This window comes from Asanoa ishikariensis, assembly GCF_900107455.1.
Classification (GTDB): Bacteria; Actinomycetota; Actinomycetes; order Mycobacteriales; family Micromonosporaceae; genus Asanoa; species Asanoa ishikariensis.
The window spans coordinates 218,212-232,099 of record NZ_FNQB01000003.1; the positions used below are offsets into that span (position 1 = coordinate 218,212).

The window sequence follows — 13,888 nt, forward strand, 5'->3', positions numbered from 1 at the left end:
ACGGGCCGGTCAGGCGTCGAGGTACGCCAGGACGGCCAGGACACGGCGGTTGTCGTCGTCCGAGGGCGGCATGTCCAGCTTCGTCAGTATGTTGTTGATGTGCTTGCTCACCGCCTTCTCGGTGATGCGCAGCTTGGCCGCGATCGCGGCGTTGGAGCGGCCTTCGGCCATCTCGCCGAGCACCTCGCGTTCCCGGGGGGTGAGGACCGCCAACGGCTCCCGACGGGCGAGGAGCTGTGCGATCACCTCGTGGTCCATGGCGGTGCCGCCGGCCGCGATCCGGCGGACGGACTCGACGAACTCGTCGACGTTCGACACGCGATCCTTGAGCAGGTAGCCCACCCCGCCGTGCGGAGTGCTGAGCAGTTCCCGGGCGTACAGGGTCTGCACGTGCTGGGAGAGCATCAGGATCGGCAGCCCGGGTATCTCGGTGCGGGCCGCGATCGCGGCCTGCAGGCCCTCGTCGGTGAACGTCGGCGGGAGGCGCACGTCGATGACCGCCACGTCCGGCTTGTGCTCCAGCAGGGCGGGCAGCAATGCCGGGCCGTTGTCGACGGCGGCGACGACCTCGAAGTCGAAGGCCTGCAGCAGCCGGATCAGCCCGTACCTCAGGAGGGCATGGTCCTCGGCGATGACAACGCGCACGGCACCTCCATGGTGATCACAGTGGGTCCCCCCGGTGGGCTCGACAGGGCGATCGTGCCGTCGAAGGCCGCGAGCCGGCGTTCGATGCCGAGCAGACCCGTACCGCCCGCGGGGTCGGCCCCTCCCGCGCCGTCGTCGGAGACGACGATGGTCAGCGCCCGGTCCGCGTGCCGCAGCGACACCGATCCGGTACGCGAACGGCTGTGCCGGATCAGGTTGGTCAACACCTCGGCGACGGCGAAGTAGGCCGCGGACTCCACCGGTGCGTCGGGCCGGCCCGGCAGGTCGCCCTCGACGACTATGGGGACCGGCAGGCTTAGCGCCAGTGCCCGGACCGCGCCACCGAGGCCACGTTCGGCGAGCACCGGCGGGTGGATGCCGCGGACGAGGTGCCGCAGCTCGACCAGCGCGGCGCCGCTGGACTCACGCGCCTCGGCGAGCAGTTTGTGTGCCTCCGCGGGGTTCCGGTCCATCAGCTTGTCGGCCAGACCGATCACCATGCTCAGCGAGACCAGCCTGGCCTGGACGCCGTCGTGCAGGTCGCGCTCGATGCGCCGAAGCTCGGCCGCCTGGGCGTCGACCGTGTCGGCCCGGGTCACCGTGAGCTGCGTGACCCGCAGCCGGAGGTCGGCGGACCTGGTCGGTGCCAGGAAGAGCCGGGCGAAATGGGCGTCGAAGCGGCGCACCGGCAGCGCCAGCGCCGCGAGGCCGTACAGCGGCAGCAGGATCGTGATGGTTCCGAGCCCGAGCCCGACGATCGCGCCAGGCACCAGCCAGGCGAGGTCCCGCCAGGTGGCCGCGTCGGTCACAGTCCACCGGAAGTACCGCCAGCCACCGGGGATGGCCCGTTGCGGCGCCGGATGGTATGGCCGGGGCACGAGCACACCGGTCCGTGAGGCGCGTCTGCGCTCCAGGTCGGTCCGCAACCGGACCAGCTTCGTCGTCCACAGCACCAACGCCAGACCGAGATAGGGCACCGGGGTCAGCCCCAGGGCGAGGACCGACAGGAGCAGCAGCGGGATGTTCGTGGCCGCCAGGCCGATCGTGGTCGACCCGTCGAGCACGCAGTGTGACGCCCGCCTGACCCATCGGTCCAGCCGTCCACTGCTTCCGGGTATCTCCACGGGTCCAATAGTGCCCACTCGTCTCGCGGTCGAAGAGTAGTGCTAGCACCACCTCGCCGGAGGGCGTAGCGCTCCTGACGGCCCGGCCCGCATCCGGTTTGCTGGGAACATGACGATCACCATCGAGCCGACGACCGCCGCGCCGCCGGCGCGGACAGCGACCGGCAGCGACTTCGCCGTCCTGTCCCGCCGGATCAACGACGCGGGACTGATGCGGCGCCGGCCCGCCGTGTACGCTCTGCGGCTGAGCGTCGTCACGCTGATGCTCGTGGGCGGTTGGGCCGCGTTCTTCCTCATCGGCTCGTCCTGGTGGCAGTTGGTCACGGCCGCCTTCCTCGCCGTGACGTTCACCCAGGTCGCCCTCGTCGCCCACGACCTGGCCCACCGCCAGGTGTTCCGCACCAAACGACCGGGCGAGATCGCCGGACGCATCGCCGGGAACCTCGGCGTCGGGATGAGCTACGGCTGGTGGATCGACAAGCACACCCGTCACCACAACAACCCCAACCATGACGACCTCGACCCGGACGTCGCGCCCGAGGTGCTCATCTGGGCCACCGAGTCGGCGCTCGGCCGGCGCGGGCTGAAGGGCTTCATCACCCGGCACCAGGCCGCGCTCTTCTTCCCGCTGCTCACCCTGCTCGCCATCGACCTGAAGGTGTCCAGCGTCAAGGCGCTGCGCGCCGGCGTGGTCAAGCGCCCCCGCGTGGAGACCGCGCTGCTGGTGGTGCACGCCATCGCGTACCTGTCGGCGCTGTTCCTCGTCCTCTCGCCCCTGCAGGCCGTTGCTTTCCTCTTGGTGCACCAGGCGCTGTTCGGCGTCTACCTCGGCATGACGTTCGCGCCCAACCACAAGGGCATGCCGCACCCGACGGGCGACGAGGACTTCCTTCGCAAGCAGGTGCTGACCTCCCGCAACGTGCGCGGTAGCTGGCTCACCGACGCCGCCATGGGTGGTCTGAACTACCAGATCGAGCACCACCTGTTCCCGGGCATGCCGAGTCCCAACCTGCACAAGGCCCAACCGATCGTGCGGGAGTACTGCGCGGAGATCGGTGTCGACTACGCACAGACCGGCCTCGTCACGTCCTACCGGCAGGCCCTGAGCTACCTCCACGAGGTGAGCGCGCCGGCCCGCGCCGAGCACGAGGCTCGTACGGCCCGCTAGCTCGGGCGGGCATGATGGCTGTCATGCCGTCGGTCTTCTCCATGGTCATCGCGGGCGACCTGCCCGGCCGGTTCGTGTACCGCGACGACCGGGTGGTCGCGTTCCTCAGCATCGCGCCGCTCACGCAGGGCCACACGCTGGTGGTCCCCGTCGCCGAGGTCGACGACTGGACCACCCTCGACCCGGAGTTGTGGAGCCACGTGACGTCGGTCGCGGCCCTGCTCGGCCGGGCCGTCCGAAAGGCGTTCGACGCGCCGCGCGCGGGCCTGGTCATCGCGGGCTTCGAGGTGCGGCACGCACACGTGCACGTCTTCCCGGCGCACGGCATGGCCGACTTCGACTTCGCCAACGTCCGCCACGACCCGCCGGAGTCAGAGCTCGACGAGGCACAACGCCGCATCGTGGCCGCCCTGGAATGACCCGCGCGCTGGTCGGCATCGCGGTCGCGGTCGTGGTCACCTGGCTCATCCTGGTCGCCGCGTTGGCGATCGGCCGGCCGCGCGGTGGGCTGCTCAAGGAGGCGCTGCGGCTGCTGCCGGACCTGCTCCGCCTGCTGAGTCGGCTGGCGGCCGACCGCGACCTGCCGCGCGGCGTCCGGGTGCGGCTGGCGCTGCTGCTCGGCTACCTGGCGCTACCGATCGACCTGATCCCGGACTTCATCCCGATCCTCGGGTACGCCGACGACGCGATCCTGGTCGTCATCGTGCTGCGCGGCACGGTCCGTCGCGCCGGCCTGCCCGCGGTCCGCCGGCACTGGCCGGGCACGGACGACGGCTTCGCGGCTCTGCTCCGCCTGACCGGGGTGCGATGATGGCATGGATGGACGTCACCGTTGTCCGCTCGAACGTCCGGAGCATCGTCGGGCTCCTGGGCCTCGGCCTGCTGATCGCGGCCGTCGTGCGCCTGGCGCCGGATGTCGACGCTGCTCCACCGCAAGAGTGGCAGCCGCCGGCGGGCTACGCCGTCGCCGAAACGGTGCCCGTGAGCGCGGATCGCATGCTGCGGCTGTGGATCGGGCCGGCGGGCTGGCACGTCGAAAGCCTGTCCGCCGGGCGAAGCGAATCAGCGATGGGCGCCGCCCGCGGCGGTGACCAGTTCGCGGTGAGCGAGATCCTGGGCGGATTCGTCGGGGTCGTTCCGACCGCCGGGACCCACGCGGTGACGATCCGCGCCCCGGGCGACGCTCCCGTGCACGTGGACGTCCACGACGGCATGTTCCTGGCGCCCGTGTTCCCGGCCGACCAGCAGTTGCTCGTCACCCCACTCGACGCCAACGACAAGCCGCTCACCGCAGAGGTATCCGTGCTGATCGCAGGCCGCGGCTGACTGGGGAGTAGTCACTGCTCGCGTGCGGTTAGCTGATCTGGTTGACGAAGATCCCGACCGGGATAGACACCGCGACCGCGGCGAGGAACCACCACAGCGCGTCCCACTTCATTCTCTGCGCGATCCGCTCGGCGATCGTGTCGACGCGGTCCTCGGCGTCGTCGCTGATGGGGCCGAAGGCGGCACGGTACGCGTCCGGAGCCGGTGGCGGTCGTAGCCGCCGGGATGCCGGTGCGGTCCGCGAGGCCTTTCGCCGCATCCGCAGGCCAGAGTCGGACTCGCGCAAGCCTCGGCTACGGCGACCTTCGTCGAATTCCTCATCGTCGACGTGCTCGGCGAGGACCCGGATGGTGCCTTCCGCGGGAGGTCGGTGCGTGTCGACGTAGGACGACCACCGTGCGGCAGGCAGGTCGTCGTACCTGCGCATTCGCAGTTCCAGCGGGAGCGCCACGGCGGCCACGAGCAGGGCGATGCCGGCGAGCCACAAGGACCACGGCGGATCGGCGGAGACGCCGGCGGCGCCGACCAGCAGCGAGAACAGGACGGCGACCCGGGTGAACGACCTCATCACGCCATCCAACCGGTGCTCGCCGGCCGTTGCTGTCACTCGGCCGGCTGACGGCCCGCGGTCCTGTCCGGTGTCGTCCGGCGTCGCGCAAAGACCAGACAGCCTCAGCCAGCGGCGACAGGTGTCGATTCCGAAGCTTGTCGGGATCCGGCCGTTGCGGCGCGCCTGCCGGTTTGCTGTGCCAGGGGACGTTCTCGGGGGCGGCCCACGGCGACACAATCGGGAGGATCGATGGGGATGGCGAAAAGCAGGATCGGGTCTCGGCTGCTGGCCGGCGCGGCGATGGCGGCGGCACTGACGACGGCTTCGGTCGCTGTCGTGGGGGTGCCGGCCGCCATGGCCGTGCCGTACAACTGCTCCGTGGGTGGGTCCGGCAACGTCGGATGGGTGATCTGCACCGGGGGGACCGGGTCGTACCAGGCCGTCGTGAGCTGCGACGTCTGGCTGGGCCGCGACTACACCCGCACCGGTGCGTGGGAGGCGGTGGGCAGCGGCTGGCGCAGCACCGCGGCCTGCAACTCGTCGGAGGGCGCGTACAACCGGCGCTTCAACGCTTTCGGTCCGCTCTGAGGTTCGGCCGCCTTCCGGGTTCGGCTCCCGGAAGGCGGCACTCTCGGGCTCTTGTCACTCCACGCGGGAATGGTGCTCGTGTCGCGGACGTGCGCTTCGGTGTCGATGACAGCATGTTGTTTATGTCGACTGGTGTGGTGCTGCCCGAAATGCCGAACCGGTTGCGGGAGGTATTCCGGCGTTGGGACGGCGACGGGCGAAACGGCCAGGGCGGGATGTGGTGGAACCGGGCCACTTGGCTGACCGGGTTGCCGAAGTACCAAGAACTTTTCGCGTCGTTGCCCGACAGAGTCGATCGCGCGACTGTCGCGCGGCATGCGGCGAACGCGGCGGATGGCGAGATCGAAGCAGAGCGGGCCTTCGTTGCCGCGATGGTGTGGGGGTATGGGCCGACCGGGTACGGCGCCTACCGAACTGCGCGGGTGCTCGGGGAGAACCCGGAGGCTCGTCCGACCCTGCACACAGCGGCGCAGATCGTTAAACGCGATGGCGGGGCACGGGCTTTTGAATGGCTGAGCGAGCACCGCCTGCGGTATCTGGGGGTCTCCTTCGCGACGAAGTATCTGTACTTCTGCAATGGGCCGGACGCGCCGCCGGCGTTGATCCTCGACCAGTTGGTGCAGCGGTGGCTTCGTCAGCATGCTGGCTGTCATCTGCGGTTGGAGTGGCACGTCGGCGATTACGACCGGTATTTGCGGATGGCGTGTTCGTGGGCAGAGGTGTTGGGAATCGCAGCAGGCGATGTGGAGTATCTGATGTTCAGCGATGCCCTCGTCGACGAGCCCGGAAGGACTGCCGCGCTCGCGGACGGTTCTCTCGACGACCCCGAGGACGGCGCCGTGCTGACGGCGATTGAAGAGGCGGCTGTGGCCTTCGCCGCTCTTGCGGATGTCAGCCCGGCTGACGTGGACGACTTCGAACGAGGTATCCGCCAGCTGAAGCGGATCGTGCTGGCACGCAACGCCTGATCGACCGGGCTCAGCCGGCGCACAGCGTTCGTTTGCGATGATCTCTCGCGTCGGGGGGAGCGAACATGAGCGACTGGTATCGGCAGACCCAGATCAGCGACAGCCTGGTGCGGATCTCGGAGCCGCACGTACGCCCGCTGTTGTCCGCGAACCTCTGGTGGCTCCGCGGCACCGACCGCGACATCGTCGTCGACGCCGGGCTGGGGGTCGTGGCGTTGCGCGACGAGATACCGGCGATGTTCGAGCGTGACCCCCTGCTCGCCCTGACCCACTCGCACCTGGACCACTCCGGCGGAGCACACGAGTTCCGGGAACGGGCCGCACACTCCGCCGAGGCCGACACCCTGGCGGCAGGCCCGCCCGCGAGCCTCTACGGGCCTGAGCTCTTCGAGAAGCTCGCCATCCGGGACGTCGGTGAGCCGCCACCCGGTCTCCTGCTCGACGCGCTGCCGCGCCCCGACTACGAACCACGCGGCTACCGGGTCGAACCGGCACCACCGACCCGCCTCGTCGACGACGGGGACCGCATCGAGTTGGGTGGGCGCGCCCTCACCGTGCTGCATCTGCCCGGGCACTGCGCGGGAAGCATCGCCCTGCTCGAGGAGCGCACCGGCGTGCTCTTCTCCGGCGACGTCAGCTACGACGACGTCCTGATCGACACGCTCCCGGACTCCTCGGTACCCGCGTACCGGCGCAGCATGGAACGGCTCATGAAGTTGGAGGTCTCCGTCGTCCACCCGGGGCACGGGCACTCCTTCGACCAGGCCCGACTTCGCGTGCTGGCCCAGAACTACCTGCGAAGCAGGTCCTGACCCCGAGACGCCGTACCCCACGCCGCACCGCGGTCGTTCACCGATCGCGGAAGCGGAAGGATCACGCATGGTGGAACGGGAAGTCTCACGTCGGGCGGTGCTCGGCGCCGGGCTCGGGGTCGGTGTCGCGGCGGCCGTCGGTGGTGTCGACGTGCCGGCGGCGGTCGGACGGGCACGGACACCGGTGAGCATGTCGATGCACACCCACTCGTCGTTCAGCGAGGGTGGAAGCTGGGCCGACGGCGGCGGTGGGGCGAGCATGCTGTCGCAGCTCGAGCAGGCCAAGCGGACCGGCACCGACGTGGTCTGGTGGACCGACCACGACTGGCGCATGGAGGCGTACGGCTACTACGACAGCATCCGCTTCGACGGCACCGACGAGAGTCAGCAACTCGCCTGGATCCCCCAGAACGAGGGCCCGGTCACCGGTGCGGGGCACGCCTTCGTCGACGAGCCGCACAGTCCCGGCGAGCCCGGCAAGGCGTTGCGGGTCACCGGCACCGGCACCAGCGCGACCGAGTGGGGTCGCACGTGGATGTTCGGGGACGGCGGCAACAGCTTCTACACCACGAACCTGACCGACACGACGCTGACGATCGACGTGCTGGCCGAGCGGACCGGTCCGGACGCGGAGCTCGTGGTCCAGCTCGAGACCTCGTACCGGCCAGCGATCGCCGGGCGCCCGGCCGGGGTCTACGTGCTGGAGTACCGCGTCGGCACCCAGGCGTCCCGCACCGTGGAGGGCGAGCTGACCGGTGTCGTGACCGTACCGGCGACCAGCGGCTGGCAAACGCTCAAGATCCGCCCGCGTAAGGACATCCGGAGGTTCTGGCCGGATCTCGTGGCCGAGGACTCGGCGCTGGCGCGACTGCGGTTCGGCGTGCGGGCCCGGAACCACGCGACCGCGCAGGGCCTGTTCGACCACCTGAGGTTCAAACGGACCCGGGATCAACTCCGTTGGGCGGTACGCGAGCAGCGTGACCTGATGAAGCGGCTCCGGCGCGAGTATCCGGGGATCACCCAGTTGCTGGGCTCCGAGGTGTCGATGGTCCGGCACCTGAACGTCTACATGGAGGACTTCGAGCTGTTCCCGTACCCGGACCGCGGCACGGCCCCGGTGCTGGACGACAGCGTGACGGCGGCGCGGGAGATGGTGCGCTGGTACCACGAGCGCGGCGCTCTGGTGCAGTACAACCATCCGCCGATCGACGCCGCCGAGCTGGTCTCCAGCCGGGCGCTCGGCTGCGACCTGATGGAGACCGTCGACCCGGGCGGCGTCTCCACCATCACGAAGCAGCGGCTCGACCTGTTCGACGTCGCCGCCCGCAACGCCATCTTCCTCACCGCGACCAGCCGGAACGACGACCACGCCGGGCGCGACTGGTCGAAGAAGGACCTCTTCCAGACCTCGGCCTGGTCGAAGTCGCGCAGGGCCAGGGACCTGATCGCCGCGCTGGCGGCCGGTCAGGTGTTCCTGAACCACCAGCGGCTGTGGGCAGCCGGCTCACTCGACCTGGTCGTCGACGGCCGCCGGGCGATGGGCCAGGTCATCAGGACCGATCTGGCGTACGTGCCGGTCGAGATCTTCGCGGCGAACCTGCCCGAGGGCGCGCGGGTCGACGTCGTGGTGGGTGTCTGCGACCGCTCGGGTGCGACCACCCGCAGCATCGTGCGGCAGTCCTTCCCCGGAGACGAGCGGCTGCTGTTCCGGCTCGACCGCGGCGTGCGCGGGAGTTACCTGCGCGTCGAGGCGTTCGACGCCGCCGGCGTGCCGCTGGGCTTCGGCAACCCGATGTGGCTGCTCCCGGACGACGACGGGATCGAGGTGCCGAAGGCCCGCCGGTTTGACCTGCGTCACTAACGCGGCGCCGGACGTCACATGCCGGCGCGCTGTGCCGTCCTCGGGTCATGAGACGAATGATTCGGGCCGTCACCGTTCTGCTGGCGCTGGTGACCCTGGCCGCGGGGTGCTGGGCGCTGTTCGCGCCGGCCGACTTCGCGGAGTTCGTGGACTTCCCGCCCAGCCGGCACTTCGTGCATGACGCCGGCGCGTTCCAGCTCGGCCTCGGTGCCGCGCTGCTGCTCGCGGTCGTGTGGGCCGACGGATTCACGGTCGGTCTGGGCGGCTACCTGGTCGGCGGCGTGGCGCACACCGCGTCGCACGTCGCCGACCGCGACCTCGGCGGCGACAACGGCCAGACCGTGCTGATCGCCGTGGCCGCCGCGCTGGCCGCCGTCGCCCTCCTGGAACGATGGCGCCAACTCGGTTGGGTCCTCGGCCGGGTCGACGGCACGGCGACGCCGGACTGGGCACCGTTCGCCCGGCAGAAGACCGTCGCGCTCACCACGTTCCGCCGTGACGGCACCCCGGTCGCGACGCCGGTCAGCATCGTCGTGGTGGGCGAGCGGGCCTACGTGCGCAGCTATCAGAAGGCATGGAAGACCCGCCGCATCCGCAACAACCCGGCCGTCACCGTCGCGCCGTCGACCGCACGCGGCGCACCGACCGGCCGCGCGGTTCCTGCCGTCGCGCACCGGCTGACCGGTGCGGAGAACACCGCGGCCGCCCGCGCGCTACGCGCCAAGTACCCCCTGCTGCACGGGGTGCTCGTGCCGCTGACGCACCGGCTGGGACGGCGCACGACCGGTCGTACCGTCCACTTCGAACTGCGATCATTCGTCGGCTGAGGCGCCGCCCTGGTAGTGCGACACCACGACCTGGCCGTCGACCGTACGCGCGTCGACCAGACGAAGGTTCTGTCGCTTCTCCGGCGCGGCGAACAGCCGCCGGCCGCCACCGAGCACGACCGGATGCACGGCGACGTGGTACTCGTCGACGAGCCCGAGCTCGGTCAGTGCCGCCGCGAGCGCCGCGCCGCCCGTGAGCAGCAGGTCGCGGCCGGGTTGGGCCTTGAGCGCCGCCACCTCCTCGGCCAGGTTGGCGCGGATGACCCGCGTGGTCCACTCGTCGCCCGCGTAGGTACGCGAGAAGACGATCTTCGGTGTGGCGCGCCAGAACGGGGCGAAGGCGGTGACGTGCGGGTCGTCGGACATCGACTCGGCGTCGGGCCAGAATCCGACCATCATCTCCCAGACCGGCCGCCCGAACAGCAGGGTGTCGACCCTGGTGTCCAGACTTTCGGAGTACGCGGACAGCTCAGGACCCATTCTCGGCCAGTCGAACTCCCCGTTGGGCCCGTCGATGAACCCGTCCACGGACGTGTGCACCCAGTAGATGACCTTGCGCATCGGTTGCCTCCTCGTGTGCTGTTCGAAGCTACGTCGGAGCCGACCGCCGCGCTTCGACATCCGTACCCAAGGAGTGAGATGGCAGTTCCGAAGTTGGTGCGGGCAGCCATGCGCGTCGCGGCCCAGCACCAGTTCGCCTACTCCAGCGCGACGTCGCACGGGCGCCTGTGGGTGGTGTCTCTCGACGGCGGTGGCCACGGCAAGACCCCGCACGCCGGTTTCGCGGAGCCGGGGGAGTGGCTGCGCCTCGGCGGCACCGTCGTGATCGACGACTTCACGCCGACCACCGACTGGCCGCCCCGCCACGGCGGCGAGGTCGACCATCCGCGCCTGCGCTGGCTCGACCACCCGCGCCTGCGCGCCACCCAGCTACGGCTCACCCCCGACCTGGCCGTCGTGATCGGCACCCGGATCAGTTGAGCACCGCGTACGTCAGGTGGGTCGCGTGCGGTGAGACCACCACGTCCGTCTGTCGCAGCCGGGGTGCGGGCTGATCGCCCGGTCGGAACAGTGGCGTGCCGGCGCCGACCAGGCACGGCGAGAGGTGCAGGCGCAGCTCTTCGGCCAGGCCCAGGAGCACGCTCTGGCGTACGACGTCGGCACCGCCCATGACCACGACCGTCTTGTCGCCGGCCGCCGACCGGGCGTGGCCCACCGCCTCGCAGATGTCGGTCGCGAAGCTGAACCGGTCGCCGAGCCGCCACGACGAAGGCGGGGAGTGGGTCACCACGACCACCGGCGGGCCGCCCGTCGCCTGGTCGTTGCCGGCGCCGTAGCCGAGCTCCTCTGTCCAGCCGTGCGGGCCGTCGACGAAGTCGAACAGGCGGCGGCCCATCACCACCGCGCCGGTCTCGTCGAGGCCGCGGCACAGGATCTCCGAGTCGACCGGGTGGCCCGCGAAGACCCAGCCGTGGATCGGCTCGCCGTCGACGCCTAACCCGTGTTCGAGGTCGGCTCCGCGCGCTGCCACGTACCCGTCGAGGGATATGGAGATGTCAGCGACAACCTTGCCCATATCGGACTAGCTTACGCCGATCTGCTCCGGCTGTCGTGACCGCTGCGCGGGGATCGGCGGGCGGGGCCGACGGCGCAGAAGGCGCATCGCGGGCGCCTCGACGTATCGGTGCAGGGGCAGGGCGACGGCGTATGAGACGACCAGTAACCCGATGCCCAGCGACATCGCCTGCCATGCGGGGTAGTCGTGCGACCGGCCGAGGATGGTCATCGTCGTGGTGACGATCGTCAGATGGACCAGGAAGAAGGCGTACGACGCGTCGCCGAGCCGGACCAGCACGGGGTGCCGCCAGATCGACCGCGCGCCGGTCAGGTCGGCGGTCGCGGCGGCCGGGATCAGCAGCGCGGTCGTGGCCAGCACGGCGGCGGTGTCGCGTACCTGGTGGGGGAGCAGGTTGACGATCAGGTAGTTGGCGGTGAACAGCGCCGACGCGAGCGGCAGCCCGGGGCCACGCCACGCGCCGGAGCGCACCAGCAGCGCCAGCGTGATGCCCAGTGCGAACTCGACGCACCGGGTGACCGGCAGGATGTAGACGAACCACCGCTGGAAGGCCGGGTCGACGAATGCGTGCGCGATCAACGGCATCAGCAGGCCGAGCACGACGAAGAAGGCCGCCGCACCGCCCAGCGCCCGGCCGGTGAGTCGGCGCAGCAGGGGGAGGAGCAGTGGGAACGCCGCATAGAACGCGATCTCGCAGGAAAGCGACCAGGCCACCGGATTGATGCCGAGATAGGTGACATCGTCCGGATACCACGCCTGCACGAGGAACAGGCTCGTGGTCAGGTTGTGGCCGTTGACCTGGTTCATCCGGTTGCCGATGGGATCGGCCAGATCGCCGACCCACTTCGAGGCGACCGCCAGCCCCAGCGCGACGACGTACGCGGGATAGATCCGCAGCACCCGTCCGGCGAAGAAGCGACCGAGCGGCCGGGCGCTCCCGCCGCGGGCGGCCCAGGTGAGCACGAAGCCGGAGAGCACGAAGAAGAACGAGACGCCGAGGTCGCCCGGGTCGAGCAGCAGGTGCCCGACGTCGTGCGCGAAGCCGCCGACGGGGATGAACGAGTACGCGTGCACGCCGAACACGAGCAGCGCGGCGGCGAAACGCAGACCCGTCAGGGACGGCAGGCGAGAGGTCGGAGCGGTAGCCGAGGGGGATTCGGGCATAGAACGGCGACCTTATCCGGGTCGCGCGTCGATCGCATCCGGGCGTACCCGAATTGTGGACTACCGCTCAGTGCGCGCGGCGGCGCCGCAGCAGCAGCAACACGACGAGCCCGACGACCACGACAGCGCCGCCACCGACGGCCCACGGGACGGCGTTGCTCGATGGCTCGCCGCCGGGCAGCGCGGCGACCGGCTCGATGGCCGGTGCCGACGTGGGCGCGGCGGTCGGCGCCTCGAAAGCGGTCGGCGTCGCGGTGGGCTCGGGCGGCGCCAGCTTGTTGGTGAACGTGTAGCTGCCCGAGATCGTGTGCCCGTCCCCGGACACGGTCTTCCACTCCACCGTCACCACGCCGACCGGCAGCGGCCGCACCGGCTGGGTGATCGTCTTGTCGACCGCGGTGGGCTCGGCCTCCTGGTACTTCGCGCCGTCCGCGCCGCGTACCACGACCACGCTGCCGTCCTGCCTGATCAGCCCGCTGAAGGTCAGCTTCAGCGCGGTGACCGGCTTGGTCACGGTCGACCTGGCCGCCGGCACCGACTTGGACAGCTTCGTGTGCGCCGCGGCGGGCGTGGCGGGGGCGACGACTACGACCAGCCCCACGAGCAGGGCGGCCAGAACGGCGGCAGAGCGGCGACGCATCGATCCTCCAGATGTCGTTCCCGACAAACTAGCGGCTCGCCGACGACCGGTGTGACATCAGGCGGGTGCGTGGCGCTGGTGATCGTGTGGAGGAGTCACTGACCGATCGCCTCGACGACCTGGAGTGGTGGCTGCGGATGCTCCGCCGTCCGGTCGTCGACCTGCTGGTGCCCGGCCTACCGGCGGACGGCACCACCCGGCACGGCCCGCTGCCGCCCGTGGTCGTCGAGTGGTTCGGCTGGCACGACGGCGTCACCCGTGCGCCGGGTCAGGACCATCGGGACGTCGAGGTCATCCCCGGGTACGCGCCCCTCGCGCTCGCCGAGGCGGTCGGGCTGCGTCCCGCGTACGAGGAGGACCCGGTTCTGCTGCTCGGCGACGGCTGGCTCCCGCTGCTGGCGACGGAGGAGGGTGACCTGTTCGCCGCGCTCTGGTCCGGCCCGTACGAGCCGCGGGTGGTCGCGATCCGCTCCGGCGAGCCGACCCGGATCGAGTTCACCGACCTGCCCGCGATGGTGGAGTTCTTCGTCGAGTGCTTCCGGCGGGGTGGCTTCACCGTGGACGCCGACGGCCGGTTCACCGCCGACCGGGCCCGATACGAGGAGCTGTATGACGAGCTCGACAGCCCTCACTGAGCCG

18 protein-coding genes are annotated in these 13,888 nt (G+C 70.5%); 11 read left to right on the forward strand and 7 right to left on the reverse strand.

Features of this window, described 5'->3' with window-relative positions; translation table 11 throughout:
- Positions 1-9: 9 nt before the first annotated feature.
- Together BLV39_RS25110 and BLV39_RS25115 are read right to left on the reverse strand one after the other, a co-directional pair.
- Positions 10-645 (reverse strand): LuxR C-terminal-related transcriptional regulator, encoded by a 636-nt coding sequence (locus BLV39_RS25110; RefSeq protein ID WP_090798243.1) that lies wholly within the window; start codon positions 643-645, stop codon positions 10-12.
- Complete coding sequence (locus tag BLV39_RS25115; protein WP_308442652.1) at positions 609-1,769, reverse strand: sensor histidine kinase; 1,161 nt, start codon at positions 1,767-1,769, stop codon at positions 609-611. The genes BLV39_RS25110 and BLV39_RS25115 overlap by 37 nt, the downstream gene beginning before the upstream one ends.
- Before the next feature lie 109 nt (positions 1,770-1,878).
- On the opposite strand from BLV39_RS25115, the gene BLV39_RS25120 reads away from it, so the two are divergent.
- Genes BLV39_RS25120 through BLV39_RS25135 form a run of 4 tightly spaced genes read left to right on the forward strand, consistent with a single transcriptional unit; the run spans position 1,879 to position 4,263 of the window.
- Positions 1,879-2,937 carry a fatty acid desaturase family protein gene (locus BLV39_RS25120; protein WP_090798247.1) on the forward strand — a complete coding sequence of 353 codons (1,059 nt, stop codon included), beginning with the start codon at positions 1,879-1,881 and terminating at the stop codon, positions 2,935-2,937.
- Positions 2,938-2,960: 23 nt separating this feature from the next.
- Complete coding sequence (locus tag BLV39_RS25125; protein ID WP_090798249.1) at positions 2,961-3,356, forward strand: HIT family protein; 396 nt, start codon at positions 2,961-2,963, stop codon at positions 3,354-3,356.
- Positions 3,353-3,748, forward strand: a complete 396-nt coding sequence (locus BLV39_RS25130) for a YkvA family protein (protein WP_090798251.1) — start codon at positions 3,353-3,355, stop codon at positions 3,746-3,748. The genes BLV39_RS25125 and BLV39_RS25130 overlap by 4 nt, the downstream gene beginning before the upstream one ends.
- A gap of 8 nt (positions 3,749-3,756) precedes the next feature.
- A complete protein-coding gene (locus BLV39_RS25135; RefSeq protein ID WP_090798253.1) occupies positions 3,757-4,263 on the forward strand; it encodes a hypothetical protein in 507 nt (168 codons plus the stop codon).
- A 28-nt stretch (positions 4,264-4,291) separates the two neighbouring features.
- Here BLV39_RS25135 and BLV39_RS25140 read toward each other — a convergent pair whose 3' ends face one another.
- The gene (locus tag BLV39_RS25140) at positions 4,292-4,831 is read right to left on the reverse strand and encodes a hypothetical protein (protein ID WP_090798255.1); all 540 of its coding nucleotides are present in this window, start codon (positions 4,829-4,831) and stop codon (positions 4,292-4,294) included.
- A 237-nt stretch (positions 4,832-5,068) separates the two neighbouring features.
- Here BLV39_RS25140 and BLV39_RS25145 point away from each other — a divergent pair, with 237 nt between their 5' ends.
- The 5 genes from BLV39_RS25145 (at position 5,069) to BLV39_RS25165 (ending at position 9,869) form a co-directional block, all read left to right on the forward strand.
- On the forward strand, positions 5,069-5,401 hold the full coding sequence (locus BLV39_RS25145) for a hypothetical protein (protein WP_090798257.1): 333 nt from the start codon (positions 5,069-5,071) through the stop codon (positions 5,399-5,401).
- An 89-nt stretch (positions 5,402-5,490) separates the two neighbouring features.
- A complete protein-coding gene (locus BLV39_RS25150) occupies positions 5,491-6,369 on the forward strand; it encodes an 8-oxoguanine DNA glycosylase OGG fold protein (protein WP_090798259.1) in 879 nt (292 codons plus the stop codon).
- 65 nt (positions 6,370-6,434) lie between these two features.
- Positions 6,435-7,181, forward strand: a complete 747-nt coding sequence (locus BLV39_RS25155; protein WP_090798261.1) for an MBL fold metallo-hydrolase — start codon at positions 6,435-6,437, stop codon at positions 7,179-7,181.
- Between the two features lie 67 nt (positions 7,182-7,248).
- Positions 7,249-9,042 carry a hypothetical protein gene (locus BLV39_RS25160; RefSeq protein ID WP_090798263.1) on the forward strand — a complete coding sequence of 598 codons (1,794 nt, stop codon included), beginning with the start codon at positions 7,249-7,251 and terminating at the stop codon, positions 9,040-9,042.
- 47 nt (positions 9,043-9,089) lie between these two features.
- A complete protein-coding gene (locus BLV39_RS25165; RefSeq protein WP_090798265.1) occupies positions 9,090-9,869 on the forward strand; it encodes a PPOX class F420-dependent oxidoreductase in 780 nt (259 codons plus the stop codon).
- On the opposite strand, the gene BLV39_RS25170 is transcribed toward BLV39_RS25165, so the two are convergent.
- Entirely contained in the window at positions 9,855-10,430 is a 576-nt protein-coding gene (locus BLV39_RS25170; protein ID WP_090798266.1) for a dihydrofolate reductase family protein, read from the reverse strand. The genes BLV39_RS25165 and BLV39_RS25170 overlap by 15 nt on opposite strands.
- Positions 10,431-10,508: 78 nt before the next feature.
- Between BLV39_RS25170 and BLV39_RS25175 the strand changes: the two genes are divergently transcribed.
- The gene (locus BLV39_RS25175; RefSeq protein ID WP_143049878.1) at positions 10,509-10,850 is read left to right on the forward strand and encodes a hypothetical protein; all 342 of its coding nucleotides are present in this window, start codon (positions 10,509-10,511) and stop codon (positions 10,848-10,850) included.
- On the opposite strand, the gene BLV39_RS25180 is transcribed toward BLV39_RS25175, so the two are convergent.
- The 3 genes from BLV39_RS25180 to BLV39_RS25190 form a co-directional block, all read right to left on the reverse strand.
- On the reverse strand, positions 10,843-11,445 hold the full coding sequence (locus BLV39_RS25180; RefSeq protein ID WP_090798271.1) for a dihydrofolate reductase family protein: 603 nt from the start codon (positions 11,443-11,445) through the stop codon (positions 10,843-10,845). The two genes, BLV39_RS25175 and BLV39_RS25180, sit on opposite strands and share 8 nt — an antisense overlap.
- 6 nt (positions 11,446-11,451) lie before the next feature.
- Complete coding sequence (locus BLV39_RS25185; protein WP_090798273.1) at positions 11,452-12,609, reverse strand: acyltransferase family protein; 1,158 nt, start codon at positions 12,607-12,609, stop codon at positions 11,452-11,454.
- Between the two features lie 67 nt (positions 12,610-12,676).
- On the reverse strand, positions 12,677-13,249 hold the full coding sequence (locus BLV39_RS25190; RefSeq protein WP_090798275.1) for a copper resistance CopC family protein: 573 nt from the start codon (positions 13,247-13,249) through the stop codon (positions 12,677-12,679).
- A gap of 86 nt (positions 13,250-13,335) precedes the next feature.
- On the opposite strand from BLV39_RS25190, the gene BLV39_RS25195 reads away from it, so the two are divergent.
- Entirely contained in the window at positions 13,336-13,884 is a 549-nt protein-coding gene (locus BLV39_RS25195) for an SMI1/KNR4 family protein (RefSeq protein ID WP_090798277.1), read from the forward strand.
- The last annotated feature ends 4 nt before the right edge of the window (positions 13,885-13,888 follow it).

Coding starts and splice junctions, on each gene's coding strand:
- BLV39_RS25120 (WP_090798247.1), top strand. CDS start 1,879: ATGACGATCACCATCGAGCCGACGACCGCCGCGCCGCCGGCGCGGACA.
- BLV39_RS25125 (WP_090798249.1), top strand. CDS start 2,961: ATGCCGTCGGTCTTCTCCATGGTCATCGCGGGCGACCTGCCCGGCCGG.
- BLV39_RS25130 (WP_090798251.1), top strand. CDS start 3,353: ATGACCCGCGCGCTGGTCGGCATCGCGGTCGCGGTCGTGGTCACCTGG.
- BLV39_RS25135 (WP_090798253.1), top strand. CDS start 3,757: ATGGACGTCACCGTTGTCCGCTCGAACGTCCGGAGCATCGTCGGGCTC.
- BLV39_RS25140 (WP_090798255.1), bottom strand. CDS start 4,831: ATGAGGTCGTTCACCCGGGTCGCCGTCCTGTTCTCGCTGCTGGTCGGC.
- BLV39_RS25145 (WP_090798257.1), top strand. CDS start 5,069: ATGGCGAAAAGCAGGATCGGGTCTCGGCTGCTGGCCGGCGCGGCGATG.
- BLV39_RS25155 (WP_090798261.1), top strand. CDS start 6,435: ATGAGCGACTGGTATCGGCAGACCCAGATCAGCGACAGCCTGGTGCGG.
- BLV39_RS25160 (WP_090798263.1), top strand. CDS start 7,249: ATGGTGGAACGGGAAGTCTCACGTCGGGCGGTGCTCGGCGCCGGGCTC.
- BLV39_RS25165 (WP_090798265.1), top strand. CDS start 9,090: ATGAGACGAATGATTCGGGCCGTCACCGTTCTGCTGGCGCTGGTGACC.
- BLV39_RS25170 (WP_090798266.1), bottom strand. CDS start 10,430: ATGCGCAAGGTCATCTACTGGGTGCACACGTCCGTGGACGGGTTCATC.
- BLV39_RS25175 (WP_143049878.1), top strand. CDS start 10,509: ATGGCAGTTCCGAAGTTGGTGCGGGCAGCCATGCGCGTCGCGGCCCAG.
- BLV39_RS25180 (WP_090798271.1), bottom strand. CDS start 11,445: ATGGGCAAGGTTGTCGCTGACATCTCCATATCCCTCGACGGGTACGTG.
- BLV39_RS25185 (WP_090798273.1), bottom strand. CDS start 12,609: ATGCCCGAATCCCCCTCGGCTACCGCTCCGACCTCTCGCCTGCCGTCC.
- BLV39_RS25190 (WP_090798275.1), bottom strand. CDS start 13,249: ATGCGTCGCCGCTCTGCCGCCGTTCTGGCCGCCCTGCTCGTGGGGCTG.